The sequence below is a fragment of the Ruegeria sp. AF7 genome, assembly GCF_056541885.1.
Window position 1 is genome coordinate 13,201 of the sequence record NZ_JBQFYX010000024.1, and the last position, 19,907, is coordinate 33,107.

Here is a 19,907-nt window from a genome sequence, read left to right on the forward strand (position 1 = left end):
GTCCTGTCAGACAGCCACCAGTTTTCCGTCTCGCAAATCGAGCGCATCCGGTGCCAGTTCGGCGCGGAAGGCCGGGGAATGGCTGACAAGAAGGATCGCTTGCGGCAATCCCCGGAGGATTTCCAGCAGCCGGGCCTCGTTTCGTGGGTCCAGCGCGTTGGTAGGCTCATCAAGCAGCAGAACCTCGGGCTCCATCGCCAGAACGGTCGCCAGCGTAACCAGCCGTTTTTCACCCCCTGACAACTTGTGGGTGATGCGGTTCTTCAGATGCATCAGGTCCAGATCACCCAACACGTTTTCTACGATGGCTAGCGCTTCGTCGCGTGTTCTGCCCAGGTTGAGCGGGCCAAAGGCGATATCCTCGGCGACGGTCGGGCAGAACAGTTGATCATCCGCATCCTGAAACACAAGGCCCACCCGGCGGCGTACGTCATGAAAATCGGCCTCTTGCACCCTTTGCTGACCAAAGATCGTGACCGTGCCGGACCGTGGGCGCTGCAAGCCAAGCGTGATACGCAGCAAGGTCGATTTTCCCGCCCCGTTCGGGCCCGTCAGCGACAGGCGTTGACCGGCGGACAGGCTGAGGCTGGCACCATCAAGAACGGGTGACTGACCGGGGTAGGCAAAGCAGATATCTTCAAGCGCAATCAGTGTCATGCCAAATCCAGTATGATCAGACCCGCGCAAAGGGCACCAAGACCTGCGGCAAAAACGATGTCCCTTCGGGTCAGGGCAAAGTCCTGAAGCAGCAGCATACGGCCTGAAAACCCCCGGCATTTCATCGCATCAAGTATGCGTTCGGATCTTTCGATCGCGCGCACCAGCATCATGCCCACGAGATAGCCAAAGCTGCGATAGGTGTGCCAGTTTGTTGCCGGGCGAAAGCCGCGCACTTTCATAGCCGCGCGCAGGCGCAGGTATTCTTCCCGCAGAACCTCGATATAGCGGATGGTGAACATCAGAAGATGAACCAGCTTTTCGGGGCAGCGCAGGCGGTGCAGGGCGTGGCCAAGCGTAACCGGCTCCATCGTACCGACCAGCACCATAAGGGACAGGATGACCGCGTTGGCCGTCAAGGCGATCTCGACCGCTTTCCAGAAACCCTGCCAGCTTGCAGGAAACCCCCAGAGCGTAAACATCGGGTCACCGGGCATGGAGAATGGTAACAGCACCAGCATGAACAGGATGAACCCGTCCATCATGGCCATGCGTTTCAATGTTTTCCGCCAGGGCAGACGCGAGGCGGCAAGAAGCGAAAGGGACACCGCCAAAGCCGCGCACAGCGCTGTCAGCGAGGACACCGCGACAGTCACCACCGCGAAGACAACCGCCATGACGATCCGCATCCTTGGATCAAGCGGGTTTATCGCGCCGCGCCGCTGCGCGCCCGCTTTGACCAGCGTGTTTTCCTGTTGCCCCAGAACGTGCGCCATCAGGCCGCCAGCTTGCGGCGTGCCGCAAAATAAAAGACCAGACCAAACAGACCGACGATATATCCGATCCCACCCAGAACAGTTTGTAGGTCATTTTGTTCGCGGTAAGCCGCTATTTCCCGACGCAGCGGGCGCAGCTCATCCCGCACGGCCCTGGCAATGACCTGTTGTTGTTCTGTGCTGAACACCGCCGCTGTCTGGGCAGGCGCGTTTGTTGGCGGGGTGTCGGGTTCCGCTTCAACGCCCATGATCCGGGCGACATCCGCAGCGGGCATGGTGACCTCGGCCACATGCCCGGCACCAAGGTTTGCAAAGAAAGTATGGGCTACCGGCGCGTTTGGCGTGTAGATAAAGAACCCGTCTGCATCCGTGAGGATACGGCCCAGCTCGGCTCCGTCCGGGCCTTTGACGATGACCTCGGTATCGCTTGCCATGTCGCCGTTGGAAAAGCCGATTTCGCCTTCGATGGCGTCACCGGATTCAAACACTCCGGCTATGACCTTATGCGCCAAGGCAGGTACGGGTACGCAGCTCAGCGCCAGAATGATCGCCAGGTACCTCACGCGACCGCTCCTTTGACAAAAAGCTCGGGCTTGACCTTGCGCGCCAGCAAAACCGCGAACCCGGTCAGGATTGCCTCAATCGCCATGACAGGAATATGTGCAAAGAAAACAAGCTTGGCCGCAGGCAGGAAGGCATCCCCGGACAAGGCCAGTGAAAACGCAACCATGCCGGTTGTGGCGGCTATGGCAAAGGCACCGCCGACCCCGCCCCATATCGCACCTTGCAGAGGTGAGCCATGGGCGATCAGGCGGCCAAAGATCAGCCCGGCCAAAACCGCGGGCAACGCGATGTTCAGGGTGTTGATCCCCAATACCGTCAACCCGCCAAAGCCAAAGAAGACGGCTTGCAGCAGAAGCCCGACGAACAGGGCCGGGAATGCGGCCCAGCCCAACAAAAGCCCGGCCATTCCGTTGAGGATCAGATGCACTGACGAAGGGCCAATCGGCACATGGATCAGCGATGCCACGAAAAAGCTGGCAGACAGCACCCCCGCAGTGGGGATGCGATCAAGATCCAGCGACCTGAGGCCCATGGCAATCCCACCCGCCGCAGCGACGGCTCCGCCGATCACGACCGGGTTGGACAAGGCTCCGTCAACGATGTGCATCTACGGTTACTCCAAATCCCAGGCGCGGATCCAGATGACCGCGTCCTGACTGAGTTCTTTGCCGTTGTGTTCGGTCACGGGACCGGCGCCGAGTGCGGCAAATCCCCAATATCCGGCTTTTGGAACGCCAAACGTGAAATACCCGTTATCATCCGAAGTTGCGACCAATGCACCACCCGGCATCGGCGAGACCGACGGAGCGGAAGCGGCCGCGCTTTCCATGTTCGGTTCTGCGGCCATGTACTCGATCTCGATCTCGGCACCCGCAACCGGTTGGCCTTCGGCCATAACCCGACCTGTAAACGTCGAACCCGCGATGATGTTGGTTGGTTTGTTGAGCGGGATGATCTCAACCGGCAGGCCCACCGGGTTCATCCAGTCGGTCGGCAGTTCATTGCGGTTCAGGAATGCCTTGGCGATCTGCTGGATATAGATATCCTCGGATTCCTCATAATAGGGCTGGGGAACAGTCACCAACACATAGTCGCCCGACCGTTTGACGGGAACATAACCCTTGAATGCCGCGCCTTCGTTTTCGCCGCCGGTGAAACGTACGGGTTCCAGGGTATCCAGCAGATCGGTTTTCTGACCGTTGTGGATCACGTAGAATTCCTGCGGCTTGTCCAGATCCATGACATGCCCGTTCGAGAACGGATGCCAAAAGATCAGCTTGACCGGAACATTCCCCGGTGCGTCGATCATGGTGTCAGCGGTGTATTCCAGCAGGAAATGCGCATTTGCCATCGCTGGAAGCGCCATCGCCACAGCGGCTGCGGAAAGCAGCTTGGTCATCAATAGTCGTCCTTGTCCCATCGCACCAACCCCGGTACGAGATGCGTTTTGACTGCGGGGACGTCCAAGCTAAGCTGCTTTTTCAAGCATCCTGCTCCGACGCACATCCCGTCGCCGATTAGGAGTGCCCTTGTCAAAGGCACATGTCCGGCAGGTATCCTGACTTGCGGGTCAAAGCGTTGGGCTGGCCTTCCCGGATTAACACCAGTGGCACTTCAGCCCTGCTCGCCGCTTACAGTTGCGGGTGCAGTTGCGGAATTGGGCCAAAGCCCGCACCGCATTCCCTATTGATTCCAGAGCACGCCCCGGAACCGGACATGCCGAGCGGCTTGCCAGACTTCTTCGGCATCCGTCAACGATCAATTGCGCTGGCTGTCAAAAAGTTTAGCGGGCGATGCCCTTTTTCCGACGGATCCGCTTTGGATGCAGGTCAGGGTTTTTCGGGAATGAACCTACCCTTCGAGCAGGTATCTTTCCGACAATGGCAAACTGGCCGCCCCCAATGAGCGGGCATCCGGGCCTGCCGTCCCCACCTGCACCAAGGGCCGTTCAAGCCCGGTCAGGTTCATGTCTGATAGCTTGACCTCGACCAATTCCACCAGCCGCGCCTTGATGCCTGTGGGCATCCAGCCATCAATCTTGACAGATTCGAAGTCGATCAGGCTGCAAGACGAGACGATGGCATGTGCGATCCCGTGCGCCGCCTGTTTCAACCAGTTCTCAAGGTGGGTTTCCGGTATGTCCCAATGCTGTGTCGTTTCCCAGATTGAGCCGGCTGTTTCGGCATTCCCACCAACTGCGCGCTCCAGCACATAAAGACTGGCGACATCTATCAACGGTTTCACTCCGCCTGCGTCGTCCGGCACAGGCAATGGACCAAGCGCACCGGCATTTCCCCGCCCCGAAAAGATGGAGCCGTTCAGAACCACCCCGCCCCCAATGAAGAAGCCCACATAAAAATACAGGAAATCTCGTGGGCCTTCCGCCGGGCCAAAGACCAGCTCGGCACCGCAGGCGGCCGTTGCGTCGTTCTGTAGGAATACCGGCAAGTCATAGCTTGAGGCCAGTGCGCCTTTCAGGTCCGCGTCACGCCACGGATCCATTTTCTCCTGCGGAACCTGCAATGTCTGCGCCCAGTCCCAAAGGTAGAACGGCATCGCAATCCCAAGACCCGCGATCCTGCCGCGCGCTTCGGGCGACAGCGACGTCATCACTTTGTCGAGGCTTTCCTTGGAAAAGCTCAGTGTCGCCTCGGGCGTCGGAAAATCATAAGTCCGCCGCTCACGGTGCCTGACATTGCCAAGGAAATCCGTCAGCACCAGCTCGGTACTGCGCCGCCCGACTTTGAGCCCAAAGAAATACGCGCCATCCGGATTCAGGCGCATGGGAACCGAGGGCTGCCCGACTTTTCCCCGGATCGGTTCGCCCCGCAGAAGCAGCCCATCGGTTTCCAACTGGCGCATGATGACCGAAACCGTCTGTGCCGACAGCCCGGTCATCCGCGCGATCTCAGATTTTGCAAGGGCCTGATGGCGCCGGACCAGTGACAGGACAAGCCGTTCATTTCGGGCCCGCATTCCGCTTTGGTTGGTGCCGCGCATGTCTGGCTCGCGTACGCCAGCGGTATTGTCCAAAGAGTTGTTTGCAGACACGGCCATCCCCTTCGTGACGACAATGTTGAAACCCTTCCTTTCTGTCAATAATAAATAAGAGTGATTTATTTATTGACTCAAAATTCGAATCTTGTGATGGTTTTCACGTTCGAACGGGCCGGATTTCGCCCGATCAGACGTATGCCCTGACGGGCATTGGGAAAACTGGGAGGACTACCGATGAAACTTGCGAAACTTGCAGGCGCCACGGCGCTGGCGGTTACGGCCATGGCAAGCAGTGCAATGGCCGAAGGTGAAACCGTTTGCCTGATCACCAAGACGGATACCAACCCTTTCTTTGTCAAAATGAGAGAGGGTGCGACCGCCAAAGCCGAAGAGCTTGGCATGACGCTGAAGGCCTTTGCCGGCAAAGTCGACGGCGACCACGAAACTCAGGTTCAGGCCATCGAAACCTGCATTCTGGATGGCGCCAAGGGTATCCTGCTGACCGCGTCAGATACGTCGTCTATCGTTCCGGCGGTGCAGCAGGCCCGCGATGCCGGGCTGCTCGTGATTGCGCTGGACACCCCGCTTGAGCCTATCGACTCGGCCGACGCAACCTTTGCCACGGACAATTTCCTTGCGGGGCTTCTGATCGGACAATGGGCAAAAGCCACGTTGGGTGATGCGGCGAATGACGCCAAAATCGCCACGTTGGACCTTGCGGTCAGCCAGCCCACTGTGGATGTGCTTCGCAATCAGGGGTTCCTGCAGGGGTTCGGTGTTGATCTGGCCGATCCGAACGTGATTGGCGATGAAGACGACCCGCGTCTTGTTGGCAGCGATGTCACCGCTGGCAACGAAGAAGGCGGCCGCCGCGCGATGGAGAACCTGCTGGCCAAAGACCCGATGATCAACGTGGTGCATACCATCAACGAACCGGCGGCAGCGGGTGCTTACGAGGCGCTCAAGGCTATCGGGCGCGAAAATGACGTGCTGATCGTTTCCGTCGATGGCGGCTGCCCCGGCGTGCAGAACGTGGCGGACGGGGTCATCGGCGCAACATCCCAGCAATACCCGCTGCTGATGGCATCGCTGGGCGTTGAGGCTGTCAAGAAATGGGCGGACGAAGGGACGAAACCCGAGAACACACCCGGTAAGGACTTTTTTGACACTGGCGTGGCGCTTGTGACGGATAAGGCCGCCGACGGCGTCGAGTCCATCTCGGTTCAGGAAGGCATGGACCTCTGCTGGGGTTAAGCTGAACGTGTGGAAGGCCGCTGCGCGGCCTTCCACTTATCAAAACCACCCACACGCCCGAAACCTTGCTAAAGTCGTCATAAACCTGACGCTTTGGGGGAAGTTCCATGTCCGATTCTTCACGACAAGCCGACGATTTCGAAACCGCCGCAAAGGGCAGCCCAGAGCAAGTTGCCGAATTTGACGATCACCAACGCGGATTTGTCGGAACGGTTCAGCATTTTCTGCATGTGAACCCGTCGCTGGTCCCGCTGATCGTCCTTGTCGCTGCCATCGTCATCTTTGGTGTCTTGCTGGGCCCCAAGTTCTTTTCGCCCTTTGCGCTGACATTGATCCTGCAACAGGTTCAGATCGTCGGGATCGTGGCCGCGGCGCAGAGCCTTGTGATCCTGACCGCAGGCATCGACCTGAGTGTTGGGGCCATCATGGTGATGTCGTCGGTTGTGATGGGGCAATTCACTTTCCGCTATGGAATGCCGCCTTCGGTTGCGATTGTGTGCGGCCTTGCTGTTGGCTCGGCAATCGGGGCCTTGAACGGGTTTCTGGTCAGTCGCATCAAGCTGCCGCCTTTCATCGTCACCCTTGGCATGTGGCAGATCGTTCTTGCGGCGAATTTTCTTTATTCACAAAACGAAACGATCCGGTCGCAGGAGATCGAGGAACACGCCGCCATCCTGCAACTGTTTGGTGCCAAGTTTAACCTGGGCGGGGCGGTGTTTACCGTTGGTGTTGTCTTCATGCTGGCGCTGATCCTCGTCCTTGCATACGCGTTGCGGCACACGGCCTGGGGCAGGCATGTTTATGCCGTCGGGGATGACCCCGAAGCGGCAGAACTGTCTGGTGTCAACGTGCACCGCACGCTGATATCCGTGTACATGCTGTCCGGGCTGATCTGCGCCTTTGCGGGCTGGGCCCTGATTGGCCGGATCGGGTCGGTTTCGCCAACCTCGGGCCAGCTGGCCAATATCGAAAGCATCACGGCGGTCGTGATCGGAGGGATATCGCTGTTTGGCGGTCGCGGGTCTATTCTGGGGTCCCTGTTCGGTGCCCTGATCGTGGGTGTCTTTACGCTTGGGCTGCGGTTGCTGGGCGCAGATGCACAATGGACGTTCCTGCTGATCGGCATCCTTATCATCGCAGCGGTCGCGGTCGACCAGTGGATCAGAAAGGTGGCAGCCTGATGGAACCCATTCTCAAAGGACGGAACCTTGTGAAACGCTATGGCAAGGTGACTGCGCTGGATCACTGCGATTTTGACCTGATGCCGGGTGAGATTCTGGCCGTGATCGGCGACAATGGCGCGGGCAAATCGACGCTGATCAAGGCGGTGTCGGGCGCGGTGGCGCCGGACGAAGGCGAGGTCTGGCTGGAAGGTCAGAAGGTGAATTTCCATTCCCCGATCGACGCGCGTGAAGCCGGTATTGAAACCGTGTACCAGACGCTTGCCATGTCCCCTGCCCTGTCGATTGCGGACAACATGTTCATGGGGCGGGAAATTCGGCGAAAGGGGCCATTGGGATCATGGCTTCGAATGCTGGACCGCCCGGCAATGGAAAAATTCGCCCGCGAAAAGCTGAGCGAATTGGGTCTGATGACGATCCAGAATATCAATCAGGCGGTCGAAACCCTGTCGGGTGGACAACGTCAGGGGGTCGCCGTGGCACGCGCGGCGGCGTTCGGGTCCAAGGTCATCATTCTGGACGAACCGACGGCGGCACTGGGCGTGAAGGAAAGCCGCAGGGTCCTTGAACTGATCCAGGATGTGAAATCACGCGGCATTCCGATCATCCTGATCAGCCACAACATGCCTCATGTATTCGAAGTCGCAGACCGGATTCACGTGCACAGGCTGGGAAAACGCCTGTGTGTGATTGACCCCAAGGACTATTCGATGTCCGACGCCGTAGCATTCATGACCGGGGCCAAGGACGCACCGCCCGAGGATCAGGCTGCATGACCGGTGGCGGCACCGCCCCTGACGTTCTGGCCGACAGCATCGTCGACGCCGTTGAGGCGCTGCCGCCGGCCCGACACCGGCAACTTGTCGCGATTGCGGGCCCGCCCGGATCCGGGAAAAGCACCGTTGCCAGCCTTGCCACGGCCAAGCTGAACCGGCGCGGCGTGTCAGCAGGGCTTGTGCCAATGGACGGTTTTCACTTTGACAACGCGATCCTGAAGGAACGCGGGCTTTTCGCCCGCAAGGGCGCGCCGGAAACCTTCGATCTTGCCGGGCTTCATGCCTTGCTTGTGCGTTTGCGCACCGAAGATGAAGTTGCAATTCCGGGCTTCGACCGAAAGCTTGATCTGGCGATCGCTGCCCGATCAATGATCTCGCCTGATCAGCGGGTCGTTCTGGTTGAAGGCAATTACCTTTTGCTGGATGAACCGGGCTGGGTGGGCCTTCATCCCTTATGGGCGCTCAAGGTGTTTCTGGGCGTCGATCTTGCTACACTGGAAACCCGGCTCACCGACCGTTGGGTTGGGTTTGGGCTGGACAAACAGTCCGCAAGAGAGCGGGCGCTTTCAAACGACATTCCGAATGCCGAGCGGGTGATCCAAAACTCGGTACAAGGCGACCTGAACCTGTGACATCTTAGGGCGGGCCAGTCAGAGCGCCCGTGTCACCTGTCTAGTAGGTGGGCGGAACAAGACCTGCCTGAAACCACTTCACGAAAGATACGATAGAAAACACCGGCAGCCCTGTGGCGCGCTGAATATCGGGTGCGTAGGGGCACATATTCGTGCATTCCAGCACGATCGCGCCAAGATCGGGGTGTTCCGATGTCAGGGCCATTGCGGCTTCGACATTGTCCTTGCGGGCCTTTTCCATATCAAGGCCCAGCTCATCTCCAAGGATCGCGCGGGTAAACTCCGCCCCGCCTTCGGTTGTGCCGATAGGCGTGTCCAATGGAACATTGGCGGCCAGCAAGTGATCTTGGGTCAGAGTAGAGGCTGATATGGTCAGAACCCCGGCGCGTTTTCCCGCCGGCAGGATGCGGTTGACCATTTCAACCTGCATCAGGGACGATGTGGCCACCGGAACAGGAACAGCCTGGGCCAGCTCTTTTTGGAACAGGGACAGGAACCCGCAATTGGTGGTAATCCCGTCCACACCATCTTTTACAAGCTCCTGCGCCGCGTCGATGAACATGTCGAGCATACCTTCGGCATTGCGCCGGACCACCCGATCCGGCGAGGCATCGCGCACAATGCGATAGTGAACCGGAAAGGGCCAGGTCCGCGCGTTGCCCATATCGCCGGGAATGCGGGGAAACCGGGCATCCAGCATCAGAATGCCGACAGACGCGCCGTAGATGGATTTTCCGCCCTGCGCGATCATCCCTCGACCTCCTCGATGATACGGGTCGAGATATCGTCCGACCCTTCCATGTAGATGTTGGAAATCCCGTGACGCACGGCATCCTGCACCTGATCCATACGCTTGGAAATATGTGCACCCAGAATCCGAGCGGCCTCATCCGCGTGCCGGTCCATCAAAGCCTGCATGACGCGTTTGTGTTCGTCCTTTGAGCGTTGCACGCGGTCGAGGCTCATGGAGATCCAACGGATATAGCGGATACGGTCGTTGATCCGCGTCAGGGTTTGCAACAGTTCCATGTTTCCAGACAGCTTCGCGATACCCAAATGAAACGCCTCATCCCGGTTGACTGCTTTTTCAACAGTCAGACCGGTGATGTCGATGCCCGTTGCGTAAAGCTCATCCCGCAGCAATTGCAGGTCTTCGTCCGATGCTTTGGCACAGGCCGCGCGCACCGCCGCTGTTTCAATGATCTGGCGCAGTTCGAACAGGTCGAACACGCTTTGCGCATCCAGCGGGCGGCAGAAAAAGCCTTGTCCGGGGCGGAAGTCGAAAAGCCGTTCGGCAACCAGACGGTTCAACGCCTCGCGCAACGGGGTGCGGCTGACGCCCAGATCTCTGGACAACGCCACTTCGTTCAGGCGGTCGCCGGGGCGCAGGCGAAACGAAACCGCCATCGCCTTGACCTGATCATAGATATCATCGACGCGCGGACCCGCCATTACCCCAGCCCTTCTTCGTTTGAATCACAGGTGCCACACGCTGAGCTTGAAATCAATATACAAAACTGTATACAGGTCTGCGTACAGATTTGACACAAGGGACTCGCAACCATGACAGGGACAAATTTTCTGACCGGAGCCGAAGCCATGGTGCGCATGCTGGAAGCGCATGGTGTGACGCATATGTTTGGCCTGTGCGGCGATACCACTTTGCCCTTTTATGATGCCCTTGCCCGGATGGATCACGGCATTCAGCACATTCTGACACGGGATGAACGGCACGCGGCCTATATGGCGGATGGCTATGCCCGCGTCACCGGCAAGCCCGGCGTGTGCGAGGGCCCGTCCGGCGGTGGTGCGACCTATATCTTGCCCGGAGTGGTCGAGGCCAACGAAAGCTCGGTTCCGATACTCGCGATCACGTCAGATGTGGCAACGACCAGCCGCGGCAAATACCCGTTGACTGAACTGGATCAGCCTGCGCTGTTCCGGCCTCTGGCCAAATGGAACACATCCCTTGACGACGCAGCGCGGCTTCCGGCCATGGTTCGGGCCGCCTTCAGGGCGATGACGACCGGCACGCCCGGTGCAACGCATCTGGCGCTGCCGTTTGACACGCAGAAGGCGCAGGTTGATGAGGCTGAAATCTGGGCGGATGACAGGCACCGCAGCTATCCCGCCGAACGGGCCGCACCTGACCCGGACGCCATCGAAGCAGCGGCTGCCATTCTTGCAGGGGCCAAATCCGCGGTTGCGGTCTGTGGTGGCGGGCCGGTCTTGTCCCGGGCGACCGATGCGCTGCGCCGGGTTTCAGGCCTGCTGGACATGCCCGTGGCCACGACCGTGTCGGGTCAGGGGTCCATTGCCGAGACCGACCCGCTTGCCCTGGGCGTTGTCGGGTCGAACGGGGGCATCCCGGCAACCCGCGCCGTCGTGGATCAGGCCGATGTCGTTTTGTTCATTGGCTGCCGCGCCGGTTCGGTAACAACGGAACGGTGGCGAAGCCCCGGACGCAGCACCACGATCATCCATATCGACAGCGATCCGATGGTGATCGGCGCCAATTACCAGACCGAAGTGGCTATCTGCGCCGATGCCCGTCTGGCGCTGGAGGCTTTGGCGCTGGCACTGGAAAACCGGCAGGACCTGACCAGCCAAGGCGGAGCAGCCAAAGCCCGCGCCGCCTGGGAGGCCAAGAGGACCGCGTTCGCCCCGCTGGCCGCAAGTCGCGAGACGCCGATCCGGCCCGAGGCTGTCATGGCGTCCTTGATGGACATTCTGGATGACGACTCGATTGTGGTCGCTGACCCCGGCACCCCCTGCCCCTATTTCAGCGCATATTACCGCTGGCGGAAACCGGGGCGCCATTTCATCACCAACCGGGCACATGGGGCGCTGGGGTATTCGCTGGGCGCGGCCATGGGGGCACATGTCGGGCGGCCATCGGTTAAAACCCTGTCGGTCATGGGCGATGGCTCGTTCGGGTTCACCTGCGGCGAGTTTGAAACGATGGTCCGGCACAATATGCCAATCACTTCGATCGTCTTCTCGAACTCAGTCTTCGGATGGATCAAGGCTGGCCAGAAAGCGGGATTTGGTCAGCGCTATTACAATGTTGATTTCAACCGGACGGACCACGCCGCTGTTGCGGCGGCCTTTGGCGTCAAATCCTGGACCGTCAAAGACCCCGAGGATCTGACGCGCGTGCTGAAACAGGCGATTGAGCATGACGGCCCAACACTTGTCGACATTCACTCACAGCCGCTTCACGAAGCGGCCGCACCGGTCTCGGAATGGGTCGCGTAAGCGGCAATTGACGGGGTCAACTGGGCCAGAAATTCCTGCGCAATCGTGGACAGAGGGCGTCCCTTTGCCGTGATGATCGCAAGATCCAGCATGACTGGCGGCGCAAATGGGCGGGTCAGATACCCGCTCTCGTCGTCAAAGGTCACGGTAAAGGGGTCGATCATCGCGACCCCCATACCCTGTTTTACAAAGCTCAGCAGGTTTTCGGAAAGATGGGTGTGTATCTGGGTGCGCCATGTGTGACCGGATGTCTGAAAGATGTCGCGGGTCCGGCGATGGGTCTGATGTTCCGGCCCCATTACGATGAAGGGTTCGTTTTCCAATATCTCTGGCGTCAGAACGTCGTGCTCGGCCAAGGGACTGCCCTCAGGAAAAGTCGCGAGCGTTTCAAACTGAAACTCCTGATAGTTCAGTGTGTCATGCAGAATGGGCATCTCGACAATACCGATTTCAAACAGGCCCGAGATGACCCATTCCTGAATCTTGGATGAATATTGCGACTGAAAGCTGACAGACAGGTTGGGGCGCGTTTTGGCAAACCGCGCGATCTCGCGGGGCATGAAACCAAAGGACAACAGGTGCGGCGCGGCAACCTGCAACTGTCCGGGATGTTTGTTTTGCAAATCGGTCACGGCCTGCGCCACGTGGTCCAGCCCGCGCACGACCGTGTCAACCTCGCGAAATAGCATCTCGGCCTCAGGTGTTGGCAGCAATCGGCCTTTTGTCCGTTCAAACAGAGGCAGACGCGCCTCGCGTTCAAGTTGTGCCAGAAGGTTGCTGATGCCGGGTTGCGATATCCCAAGAACCGAGGCCGCGCCGGTCACGGTTCCGGTTTCCATTATGGCATGAAATGCCTGAAGCTGACGAAAGCGCAGGGACAACGATAATCACATCACTTTTTCTGATGAACTTACGAGAATATAATATTTGAAATGATAGCCCGGTCAAGGCAGGCTTTCCCCATCGACAGGGGGCGAAATGAGCAATCTGGCACAGAAAATCATCGGTTATGACCTGTGGCATCTTGAACTGCCGGTCACATCCCGCCGGGATCACGGCATCGGGTCGGTTGAAGGCGTTTGCGAAGTCGTCATCCTGCGCCTGACATCCGAGGATGGCACCCAAGGGTATGGCGAGGCATCGCCCTGGTCGGTATTCACCGGAACACCCGAAGCGAGTTTTGCCGCGCTGGACCGTTATCTGCGCCCTCACGTTCTTGGGGCATGCGTTGGGGATCGGGCCGCAATCATGGCACGTGCGGCTTACGCCGTGGCACATTGCACCGAAGCCAAGGCGGCGCTGGAAACCGCGCTGTTGGATTTGGCAGGCCGGATCAGCGGTGTTCCGGTCTGGTCCTTGTTGGGTGGTCGCTTCCGCGACAGCATTCCGCTGAGTTGTTCCATCGCAAACCCCGACTTTGCCCAGGACATCGAACTATTGGCACGCCTGCGTGAGGATGGTGTTCGGATTGTCAAACTCAAGACCGGGTTCAAGGATCACGCCTTCGACATCATGCGGCTGGAGTACCTTGCCCAGAACTACCCGGAGCTCTCGGTCCGCGTGGACTATAATCAAGGGCTCAGCATTGATGATGCGCCATCGCAGGTGCGGGACGTCGCTCAGTTCAAACCGGATTTCATTGAACAACCTGTCCGCGCCCATCAGTTTGGCATGATGGCAAAGCTGCGGCAGATGACGGATGTTCCGCTACTGGCCGACGAAAGCGTCTTTGGCCCCGAAGACATGGAGCGCGCGGCCAGCGAAGGGATCTGCGACGGGGTTTCGGTGAAAATTATGAAGTCAGGCGGCCTTACCCGCGGGCAGACGGTTGCGCGCATCGCTGCGGCCCATGGCCTGTCGGCCTATGGTGGCGATATGTTCGAGGCTGGACTGGCCCATTTGGCAGGCACGCACATGATTGCCGCGACACCGGAAATCTCTCTGGGCTGCGAATTCTATCAGGCGTCCTATTTCCTGAAAGAGGATATTCTGGAGGAAACTTTCCAGGTCAGGGACGGTCAGGTTTGTGTGCCTCAGGGCCCCGGACTTGGCGGCAGACCCGACCTGACCAAACTGGATCATTATGCGGTTGCCAAGGTGGTGACAGAATGACGGACAAGAAAACCATAGCCATCATAGGGGCCGGAATTGTCGGCGTGTCGACTGCGGTCTGGTTGCAGCGGGATGGTCACAATGTGATCCTGATCGACAAGGCAGGCCCTGCCGAAGGTACCTCGCACGGGAATGGCGGGGTATTGGCCTCGTGTTCTATCGTACCGGTAACAGTCCCCGGATTATTGGGAAAAGCACCGAAGATGCTGCTGAGCCCCTCGCAACCGTTGTTTCTGAAATGGGGGTATTTACCAAAGCTTCTTCCGTGGCTTTGGAAATACCTCAGACATGCAAACGCCGCCGACGTCGAGAGGATCGCCGCAGCACTGACATCCATCGTTGGCGACAGTCTGAATGATCACAAGGCGCTGGCGGCCGGAACGGGGGCGGAAAAGTGGCTGGTTCCTTCAGATTACCTGTTTCTTTACAGGGATCGCGCACATTTTGAGGAAGATGCCTTTGGTTGGGATATCCGGCGCAGGAACGGGTTTCAGTGGGACGAATTGGAAGGTCACGCCTTCCATGAATATGACCCGGTTTACAGTCAGGGCATCGGATTTGCCGCCCGGCTTTCGGATCATGGCCACATCACCGACCCCGGCCGGTACGTGAAAGACCTTGCCGCGCATGTTGAGGCGAACGGAGGTCGCTTCATACGCGCAAATGTCGAAGATGTGGTTCGGGAAAACGGACGTGTCACCGGTGTTCGGGCCGGTGGCGAGACAATTGCTTGTGACGCAGCCGTCGTGACGGCCGGGATCTGGTCGGGCCCATTGGCAAAGCGCTTGGGAGTTTCTGTTCCTCTTGAAAGCGAACGTGGTTATCATCTTGAATTGGTAGAGCCTTCCGCGATGCCGCGCAGCCCGGTTATGGTTGTCTCGGGCAAGTTCGTTGCGACACCGATGGATGGGCGCATACGCTTGGCGGGCATTGTCGAGTTCGGAGGGCTGGATGCGCCGCCCTCGCGCGCACCGTTCGAGTTGATGCGCAAAAATGCCCGGGCGGCGTTCCCGGGCGTGACATGGAAGGAGGAAGTGGAATGGATGGGGCACAGGCCCGCCCCGGCTGACTCGATCCCGGTCATTGGCGATGTGCCCGGTATCAAAGGGGCCTACATGGGCTTTGGGCATCACCATATCGGCCTGACAGGCGGGCCAAAAACCGGGCGCCTTCTGGCGCAGATGATTGCGGGCAGAACGCCAAATGTCGACATGAGCGTCTACGCGCCGTCACGATACGCAAAATAACAAACAAACCGGTGAAAAACGCCGGTGTTTCCAAATTCAACAGGGAGAAGAATGATGAAGAAACTGACGAACCTTCTGGCGGCAACTGCGCTGACTGCCACCGCTGCTGCACCCGCCATGGCCGAAAAATGGGACATGCCGATGGCCTATTCGGCGTCAAACTTCCACTCGGCCACGGGTGCGGAATTTGCCAAATGCGTCACCACCGGCACCGGTGGTGAGATCGAAATCGTCACGCACCCGTCCGGATCGCTGTTCAAGGGCGCCGACATCAAACGCGCGATCCAGACCGGACAAGCCCCGATCGGTGAGCGGTTGCTGTCCGGACATCAGAACGAAAACGCATTGTTCGGGTTTGATTCCATCCCGTTTCTTGCAACTTCATTCGACGACAGCGCCAAGCTTTGGGAAGCGGCCAAACCTTCGATCGAAGGCCTGCTGGCCGAACAAAACCTGACACTGCTTTATGCAGTGCCGTGGCCGCCGCAGGGTCTTTATTTCAAAAACGAGGTGAACTCGGTCGCCGAGATGAAGGGTATCAAGTTCCGCTCGTACAACAACGCCACTTCGCGGCTGGCCGAGTTGACCGGGATGCTGCCGGTCACCATCGAAGCGGCTGAAATCAGCCAGGCTTTTGCAACCGGGGTCGCGGATTCAATGATATCGTCGGGATCAACCGGATATGACCGCAAGGTTTGGGAAAGCCTGAACTATTTCTACGAGGTCGACGCCTGGCTGCCGCGCAACTATGTGATGGTCAATTCCGACGTCTGGTCTGGTGTATCCGATGCCAACAAGAACGTCATCAAGGGCTGTGCGGAACTGGCGGAATATGCCGGGAACTGGCGCGCCAAGGAATACACCGGCTTTACGTTGCAAGGCCTGCGGGATGGCGGCATGACCGTTGGCCCGGCATCGGATCAGATGGTGCAGGAATTGAAAGAGATTGGCGTGACCATGACCAATGAGTGGCTGGAGGCCGCTGGGGACGAAGGCAAGGCCATCGTCGACGCCTTCAATTCGTCGCAGTAATCCTTTCGGAACGGGCGGCAGCATATCCTGCCGCCCGTTTCATATCCAATCAGAACACAGCGGGGACGGCATGGCGGTTTTGCGAGGGCTTCGGTCCGTATTGGATTTCATTTATCTGGCAGCAGGAGTTCTGGCGGCGCTCAGCCTGATTGCCATATTGCTGCTGATCGTGGTGCAGATGCTGGCCCGCTGGACCGGCGAAGTGTTTCCCGGCGCACCGGACTATGCCGGTTATGCGATGGCTGCCGCCTCTTTTCTGGCGTTTGCCAACGCACTGAACCGGGGCAGTCACATCCGCGTATCGATCCTGCTGAACGCGGTGCCAGACGGGGTGCGGCGCATTCTTGAAATCTGGTGCTTTGCCATTGGCACGGCTGTCATGTGGTATTTCTGCTGGTATGCCTATCGCTTTGTCTACTGGAGCTGGAAATTCAACGATGTCAGCCAGGGGCAGGATAGAACCGCCCTTTGGATCCCTCAATCGGCGATGCTGATCGGTGCCGTGATCCTTGCCATCGCCCTGACGGATCATCTGATCCATGTCCTGTTCCGCGGTGAACATCGCATCATCCGCGATCTGGCCGATCAGAGTCACGGAGAGTAAGCGCATGGAAAACCTGGCTGTTATCATCCTCTTCCTCTTTGTGCTTTTTACCCTGTTGGGCACCGGCGTGTGGGTCGGACTGGCCCTGATGGGTGTTGCCTGGGTCGGGATGGAGCTGTTCACGACACGCCCCGTGGGTGACGTGATGATCACGACCATCTGGTCGGCATCGTCCTCGTGGACCCTGACCGCCCTGCCAATGTTCATCTGGATGGGCGAGATCCTGTACCGAACGCGACTGTCCGAGGACATGTTCAAGGGGTTGTCGCCATGGATGGCCCCCCTGCCGGGTGGTCTGGTGCATACGAATATCGTTGGATGTACTGTCTTTGCCGCTGTCTCGGGGTCATCAGCGGCAACCCTAACGACCGTCGGAAAGATGTCGATCCCCGAGTTGCGCAAACGCAATTACCCCGAACGGATGATCATCGGCACGTTGACCGGTGCGGCCACTTTGGGGCTGATGATCCCTCCGTCCCTGACCCTGATCGTCTACGGGGTGACGATCAATGAATCGATCACCAAGCTGTTCTTCGCCGGTATCCTCCCCGGTCTTGTTCTTGCGGCGATGTTCATGGGCTATGTCGCGCTGTATTCCAAGCTGGGAAAGGACTGGAACCCAAACAACGAAAGCAAGCTGAGCTTTTCCGAGAAAGTCAAAAACTCACGCTTTCTGATGCCTGTGATCCTGCTGATCACCGTTGTCATCGGCTCGATGTATCTGGGCTATGCCACCGCGACCGAAGCCGCGGCTTTCGGCGTGATCGGGGGCCTTTTGCTGGCCGCCGGTCAAGGGTCGCTGACTTGGAAGACCTTTACCGAAAGCCTGATGGGGGCCACGCGCACCAGCGCGATGATCGCCCTGATCCTTGCGGGGGCGGCCTTTTTGTCGCTGTCGATGGGGTTCACCGGCCTGCCGCGCGGACTGGCCGACCTGATCGCAGGATGGGACCTGACTCGGTTCGAGCTGCTGATGGTGTTGCTGGTTTTCTACATCATTCTGGGATGCTTTCTAGACGGGATATCCTCGGTCGTGTTGACGATGGCCGTGGTTGAACCGATGATCCGTGACGCCGGGATCGACCTGATCTGGTTCGGCATCTTCATCGTGGTTGTTGTCGAGATGGCACAGATCACACCGCCGATCGGGTTCAACCTGTTCGTGATGCAGGGCATGACAAACCACGAGATGAGCTATATCGCACGTGCAGCGATCCCGATGTTCCTGATCATGGTATTGATGGTTTTCATCCTCATCTGGTTCCCGGATCTGGCGACCTGGCTGCCGGAGAATCTGCGCCAAAGCCCGGGCGGGTAGAACGGCTTTGAACCCGCTTCATCTGGCGGCGCGCCATGGCCCTCATGTACTGATCGCCGGGCTGGCGGCTGGCCTTCTGCTGCCGTCCCTGGCCGAGCCGATGCGAAACCTGCTGCCGCCACTGGTCGTGTTGTTGCTGTTCGTCACGGTCCTCAGGATGAACCCTGAAACCATTCTCGGGTCGCTGAGCGATCTGCAAAAGGTCGCACTCACGGTCATCGGGTTTCAATTCGTCATGCCGATGATCGTGCTGGCCATAGGGTTTACGGGCGGATGGACCGGAACGCCTGTCCTTTTGTCCCTGCTGATTATGGCGGCGGCCCCGTCCATTTCAGGCAGTCCCAATATGTGCCTGATGATGGGCCATCCGCCTGAACACGCGATGCGTCTGATGGTTGTGGGTACGGCCCTGTTGCCGCTGACCGCGTTACCAGTATTTCTGCTCATGCCCGAACTGGGGGATATTCAATCTGTCTTGCAGGCCGGGTTGCAATTGCTGCTGACCATCGTACTTGCAACCGGGGCTGCCATTATCACCCGGCGCACAGTTCTGCGCACACCCTCACCCGCGACGCTACTGAATTTGGAAGGCTTGGCGGCACTTACCTTGGCTGTGTTTGTCATCGGGCTGATGCCTTCGGTCAGTGCCACGGCCCTGAACAATCCCGCCATTGCAGCCTTCTGGATCGCGCTCGCCTGTCTGGTCAATTTCGGGGCACAAGCCGTTGCATTTCACCTGAGCCGAAACCGGCTGCCCGCAGACAAATCGACCGCGATATCGATCATCGCGGGAAACCGGAATATCGCCATATTCTTTGTCGCCCTGCCAACCGATGTCACCGCCCCGATCATGGCCTTCATCGGCGCCTATCAAATCCCGATGTATCTGACGCCCATGATCATGCGGCGCCTTTATGGCAAGAACAACCTTCCCGCGTAACGGCATCTGCGCTTTGGAGCACCTTGTGGGTCTTACGTGCAATCCCGGATCACAAAGTGCTTCGTCGTTTCCTCGATGACTTCCCAATAGCCGCGAAACCCATTCGGGATCAGAAAACTTGCCCCGTCGCGAAAATCTTGCCGGGTGCCGTCTTCATGGATCAAAGCGCAATGGCCTTTGACAATATAGCAATATTCGTCCTTGTCCGTGAATGCATGCCATTTTCCGGGCGTCGACGTCCATGTGCCCGCCGACAACTTGCCATCCGGACTGGTAAAATGCATCCCGATCTGGTGATACGGGTCGCCGTCGACAACGCGGTCCGGAAGATCGGCCAGACGCCGTTCGCTGCGTGTTGCTGGCGCACCGAAGAGATCGAGAACCTGAGGTGTCATAACATCATACCCTCCTGCTGAGCGTGTATTTCAAAACGGCACGACCCTCCTGTTGCGCGTTGATGGCCCCTTTTGTGATGCGGGGGTCGTTGCCTTCGCTGAGGGCGATTATGGGACGGGTGGCCGGAGCGTTTTGCCGCAACAGCTCGACGGGTGTCAGGGTC

At 58.7% G+C, this 19,907-nt stretch carries 21 protein-coding genes and 1 riboswitch; of the genes, 11 read left to right on the forward strand and 10 right to left on the reverse strand.

Going from position 1 to position 19,907, the window contains the following annotated elements:
- Positions 1-6: 6 nt before the first annotated feature.
- The 6 genes from ACR0AP_RS19600 to ACR0AP_RS19625 all read right to left on the reverse strand — a co-directional run bounded on the left by ACR0AP_RS19600 (position 7) and on the right by ACR0AP_RS19625 (position 5,054).
- Positions 7-657, reverse strand: a complete 651-nt coding sequence (locus ACR0AP_RS19600) for an energy-coupling factor ABC transporter ATP-binding protein (RefSeq protein ID WP_480508805.1) — start codon at positions 655-657, stop codon at positions 7-9.
- Positions 654-1,433, reverse strand: coding sequence for a cobalt ECF transporter T component CbiQ (cbiQ, locus tag ACR0AP_RS19605; protein WP_480508808.1), 780 nt, complete (start codon positions 1,431-1,433; stop codon positions 654-656). The genes ACR0AP_RS19600 and cbiQ overlap by 4 nt, the downstream gene beginning before the upstream one ends.
- Entirely contained in the window at positions 1,433-1,996 is a 564-nt protein-coding gene (locus tag ACR0AP_RS19610) for a cobalt ABC transporter permease (protein ID WP_480508810.1), read from the reverse strand. Before ACR0AP_RS19610 ends, cbiQ begins: the two co-directional genes overlap by 1 nt.
- The gene (cbiM, locus tag ACR0AP_RS19615) at positions 1,993-2,604 is read right to left on the reverse strand and encodes a cobalt transporter CbiM (RefSeq protein ID WP_480508812.1); all 612 of its coding nucleotides are present in this window, start codon (positions 2,602-2,604) and stop codon (positions 1,993-1,995) included. Before cbiM ends, ACR0AP_RS19610 begins: the two co-directional genes overlap by 4 nt.
- Before the next feature lie 6 nt (positions 2,605-2,610).
- A complete protein-coding gene (locus tag ACR0AP_RS19620) occupies positions 2,611-3,396 on the reverse strand; it encodes a DUF4198 domain-containing protein (protein WP_480508814.1) in 786 nt (261 codons plus the stop codon).
- A 132-nt stretch (positions 3,397-3,528) separates the two neighbouring features.
- Positions 3,529-3,727, reverse strand: a riboswitch (cobalamin riboswitch).
- 121 nt (positions 3,728-3,848) lie between these two features.
- Positions 3,849-5,054, reverse strand: coding sequence for an ROK family transcriptional regulator (locus ACR0AP_RS19625; RefSeq protein WP_480508816.1), 1,206 nt, complete (start codon positions 5,052-5,054; stop codon positions 3,849-3,851).
- A 174-nt stretch (positions 5,055-5,228) separates the two neighbouring features.
- Between ACR0AP_RS19625 and ACR0AP_RS19630 the strand changes: the two genes are divergently transcribed.
- The 4 genes from ACR0AP_RS19630 (at position 5,229) to ACR0AP_RS19645 (ending at position 8,837) form a co-directional block, all read left to right on the forward strand.
- Positions 5,229-6,248 (forward strand): substrate-binding domain-containing protein, encoded by a 1,020-nt coding sequence (locus tag ACR0AP_RS19630; RefSeq protein ID WP_480489243.1) that lies wholly within the window; start codon positions 5,229-5,231, stop codon positions 6,246-6,248.
- Positions 6,249-6,355: 107 nt separating this feature from the next.
- On the forward strand, positions 6,356-7,429 hold the full coding sequence (locus ACR0AP_RS19635; RefSeq protein WP_480489245.1) for an ABC transporter permease: 1,074 nt from the start codon (positions 6,356-6,358) through the stop codon (positions 7,427-7,429).
- Positions 7,429-8,205 (forward strand): ATP-binding cassette domain-containing protein, encoded by a 777-nt coding sequence (locus ACR0AP_RS19640; protein WP_480477471.1) that lies wholly within the window; start codon positions 7,429-7,431, stop codon positions 8,203-8,205. Before ACR0AP_RS19635 ends, ACR0AP_RS19640 begins: the two co-directional genes overlap by 1 nt.
- Positions 8,202-8,837, forward strand: coding sequence for a nucleoside/nucleotide kinase family protein (locus ACR0AP_RS19645; RefSeq protein ID WP_480508818.1), 636 nt, complete (start codon positions 8,202-8,204; stop codon positions 8,835-8,837). The genes ACR0AP_RS19640 and ACR0AP_RS19645 overlap by 4 nt, the downstream gene beginning before the upstream one ends.
- A gap of 40 nt (positions 8,838-8,877) precedes the next feature.
- Here ACR0AP_RS19645 and ACR0AP_RS19650 read toward each other — a convergent pair whose 3' ends face one another.
- Both ACR0AP_RS19650 and ACR0AP_RS19655 read right to left on the reverse strand, forming a co-directional pair.
- On the reverse strand, positions 8,878-9,588 hold the full coding sequence (locus ACR0AP_RS19650) for an aspartate/glutamate racemase family protein (protein ID WP_480508820.1): 711 nt from the start codon (positions 9,586-9,588) through the stop codon (positions 8,878-8,880).
- On the reverse strand, positions 9,585-10,289 hold the full coding sequence (locus tag ACR0AP_RS19655; protein ID WP_480508822.1) for a GntR family transcriptional regulator: 705 nt from the start codon (positions 10,287-10,289) through the stop codon (positions 9,585-9,587). Before ACR0AP_RS19655 ends, ACR0AP_RS19650 begins: the two co-directional genes overlap by 4 nt.
- 111 nt (positions 10,290-10,400) lie before the next feature.
- Here ACR0AP_RS19655 and ACR0AP_RS19660 point away from each other — a divergent pair, with 111 nt between their 5' ends.
- Positions 10,401-12,095, forward strand: a complete 1,695-nt coding sequence (locus ACR0AP_RS19660; RefSeq protein ID WP_480508824.1) for a thiamine pyrophosphate-binding protein — start codon at positions 10,401-10,403, stop codon at positions 12,093-12,095.
- Here the strand turns inward: ACR0AP_RS19660 and ACR0AP_RS19665 are convergent.
- Positions 12,056-12,976 (reverse strand): LysR family transcriptional regulator, encoded by a 921-nt coding sequence (locus ACR0AP_RS19665; protein ID WP_480484886.1) that lies wholly within the window; start codon positions 12,974-12,976, stop codon positions 12,056-12,058. The two genes, ACR0AP_RS19660 and ACR0AP_RS19665, sit on opposite strands and share 40 nt — an antisense overlap.
- A 97-nt stretch (positions 12,977-13,073) precedes the next feature.
- On the opposite strand from ACR0AP_RS19665, the gene ACR0AP_RS19670 reads away from it, so the two are divergent.
- The 6 genes from ACR0AP_RS19670 to ACR0AP_RS19695 all read left to right on the forward strand — a co-directional run bounded on the left by ACR0AP_RS19670 (position 13,074) and on the right by ACR0AP_RS19695 (position 19,348).
- Positions 13,074-14,207, forward strand: coding sequence for an enolase C-terminal domain-like protein (locus ACR0AP_RS19670; protein WP_480508826.1), 1,134 nt, complete (start codon positions 13,074-13,076; stop codon positions 14,205-14,207).
- Positions 14,204-15,454 (forward strand): NAD(P)/FAD-dependent oxidoreductase, encoded by a 1,251-nt coding sequence (locus ACR0AP_RS19675; protein WP_480508828.1) that lies wholly within the window; start codon positions 14,204-14,206, stop codon positions 15,452-15,454. The genes ACR0AP_RS19670 and ACR0AP_RS19675 overlap by 4 nt, the downstream gene beginning before the upstream one ends.
- 54 nt (positions 15,455-15,508) lie before the next feature.
- The gene (locus ACR0AP_RS19680; RefSeq protein WP_480489255.1) at positions 15,509-16,486 is read left to right on the forward strand and encodes a TRAP transporter substrate-binding protein; all 978 of its coding nucleotides are present in this window, start codon (positions 15,509-15,511) and stop codon (positions 16,484-16,486) included.
- 70 nt (positions 16,487-16,556) lie between these two features.
- Positions 16,557-17,090: a TRAP transporter small permease gene (locus ACR0AP_RS19685; RefSeq protein WP_480484890.1), complete on the forward strand. Its 534-nt coding sequence runs from the start codon at positions 16,557-16,559 to the stop codon at positions 17,088-17,090.
- A gap of 4 nt (positions 17,091-17,094) precedes the next feature.
- Positions 17,095-18,408, forward strand: coding sequence for a TRAP transporter large permease (locus ACR0AP_RS19690; protein WP_209508236.1), 1,314 nt, complete (start codon positions 17,095-17,097; stop codon positions 18,406-18,408).
- Positions 18,409-18,415: 7 nt separating this feature from the next.
- A complete protein-coding gene (locus tag ACR0AP_RS19695) occupies positions 18,416-19,348 on the forward strand; it encodes a hypothetical protein (RefSeq protein ID WP_480508830.1) in 933 nt (310 codons plus the stop codon).
- A 32-nt stretch (positions 19,349-19,380) separates the two neighbouring features.
- On the opposite strand, the gene ACR0AP_RS19700 is transcribed toward ACR0AP_RS19695, so the two are convergent.
- Positions 19,381-19,743, reverse strand: coding sequence for a cupin domain-containing protein (locus tag ACR0AP_RS19700; RefSeq protein ID WP_209508240.1), 363 nt, complete (start codon positions 19,741-19,743; stop codon positions 19,381-19,383).
- Positions 19,744-19,907: the final 164 nt, after the last annotated feature.

Coding starts and splice junctions, on each gene's coding strand:
- ACR0AP_RS19600 (WP_480508805.1), bottom strand. CDS start 657: ATGACACTGATTGCGCTTGAAGATATCTGCTTTGCCTACCCCGGTCAG.
- cbiQ (WP_480508808.1), bottom strand. CDS start 1,433: ATGGCGCACGTTCTGGGGCAACAGGAAAACACGCTGGTCAAAGCGGGC.
- cbiM (WP_480508812.1), bottom strand. CDS start 2,604: ATGCACATCGTTGACGGAGCCTTGTCCAACCCGGTCGTGATCGGCGGA.
- ACR0AP_RS19620 (WP_480508814.1), bottom strand. CDS start 3,396: ATGACCAAGCTGCTTTCCGCAGCCGCTGTGGCGATGGCGCTTCCAGCG.
- ACR0AP_RS19625 (WP_480508816.1), bottom strand. CDS start 5,054: ATGGCCGTGTCTGCAAACAACTCTTTGGACAATACCGCTGGCGTACGC.
- ACR0AP_RS19630 (WP_480489243.1), top strand. CDS start 5,229: ATGAAACTTGCGAAACTTGCAGGCGCCACGGCGCTGGCGGTTACGGCC.
- ACR0AP_RS19635 (WP_480489245.1), top strand. CDS start 6,356: ATGTCCGATTCTTCACGACAAGCCGACGATTTCGAAACCGCCGCAAAG.
- ACR0AP_RS19640 (WP_480477471.1), top strand. CDS start 7,429: ATGGAACCCATTCTCAAAGGACGGAACCTTGTGAAACGCTATGGCAAG.
- ACR0AP_RS19645 (WP_480508818.1), top strand. CDS start 8,202: ATGACCGGTGGCGGCACCGCCCCTGACGTTCTGGCCGACAGCATCGTC.
- ACR0AP_RS19650 (WP_480508820.1), bottom strand. CDS start 9,588: ATGATCGCGCAGGGCGGAAAATCCATCTACGGCGCGTCTGTCGGCATT.
- ACR0AP_RS19655 (WP_480508822.1), bottom strand. CDS start 10,289: ATGGCGGGTCCGCGCGTCGATGATATCTATGATCAGGTCAAGGCGATG.
- ACR0AP_RS19660 (WP_480508824.1), top strand. CDS start 10,401: ATGACAGGGACAAATTTTCTGACCGGAGCCGAAGCCATGGTGCGCATG.
- ACR0AP_RS19670 (WP_480508826.1), top strand. CDS start 13,074: ATGAGCAATCTGGCACAGAAAATCATCGGTTATGACCTGTGGCATCTT.
- ACR0AP_RS19675 (WP_480508828.1), top strand. CDS start 14,204: ATGACGGACAAGAAAACCATAGCCATCATAGGGGCCGGAATTGTCGGC.
- ACR0AP_RS19680 (WP_480489255.1), top strand. CDS start 15,509: ATGAAGAAACTGACGAACCTTCTGGCGGCAACTGCGCTGACTGCCACC.
- ACR0AP_RS19685 (WP_480484890.1), top strand. CDS start 16,557: ATGGCGGTTTTGCGAGGGCTTCGGTCCGTATTGGATTTCATTTATCTG.
- ACR0AP_RS19690 (WP_209508236.1), top strand. CDS start 17,095: ATGGAAAACCTGGCTGTTATCATCCTCTTCCTCTTTGTGCTTTTTACC.
- ACR0AP_RS19700 (WP_209508240.1), bottom strand. CDS start 19,743: ATGACACCTCAGGTTCTCGATCTCTTCGGTGCGCCAGCAACACGCAGC.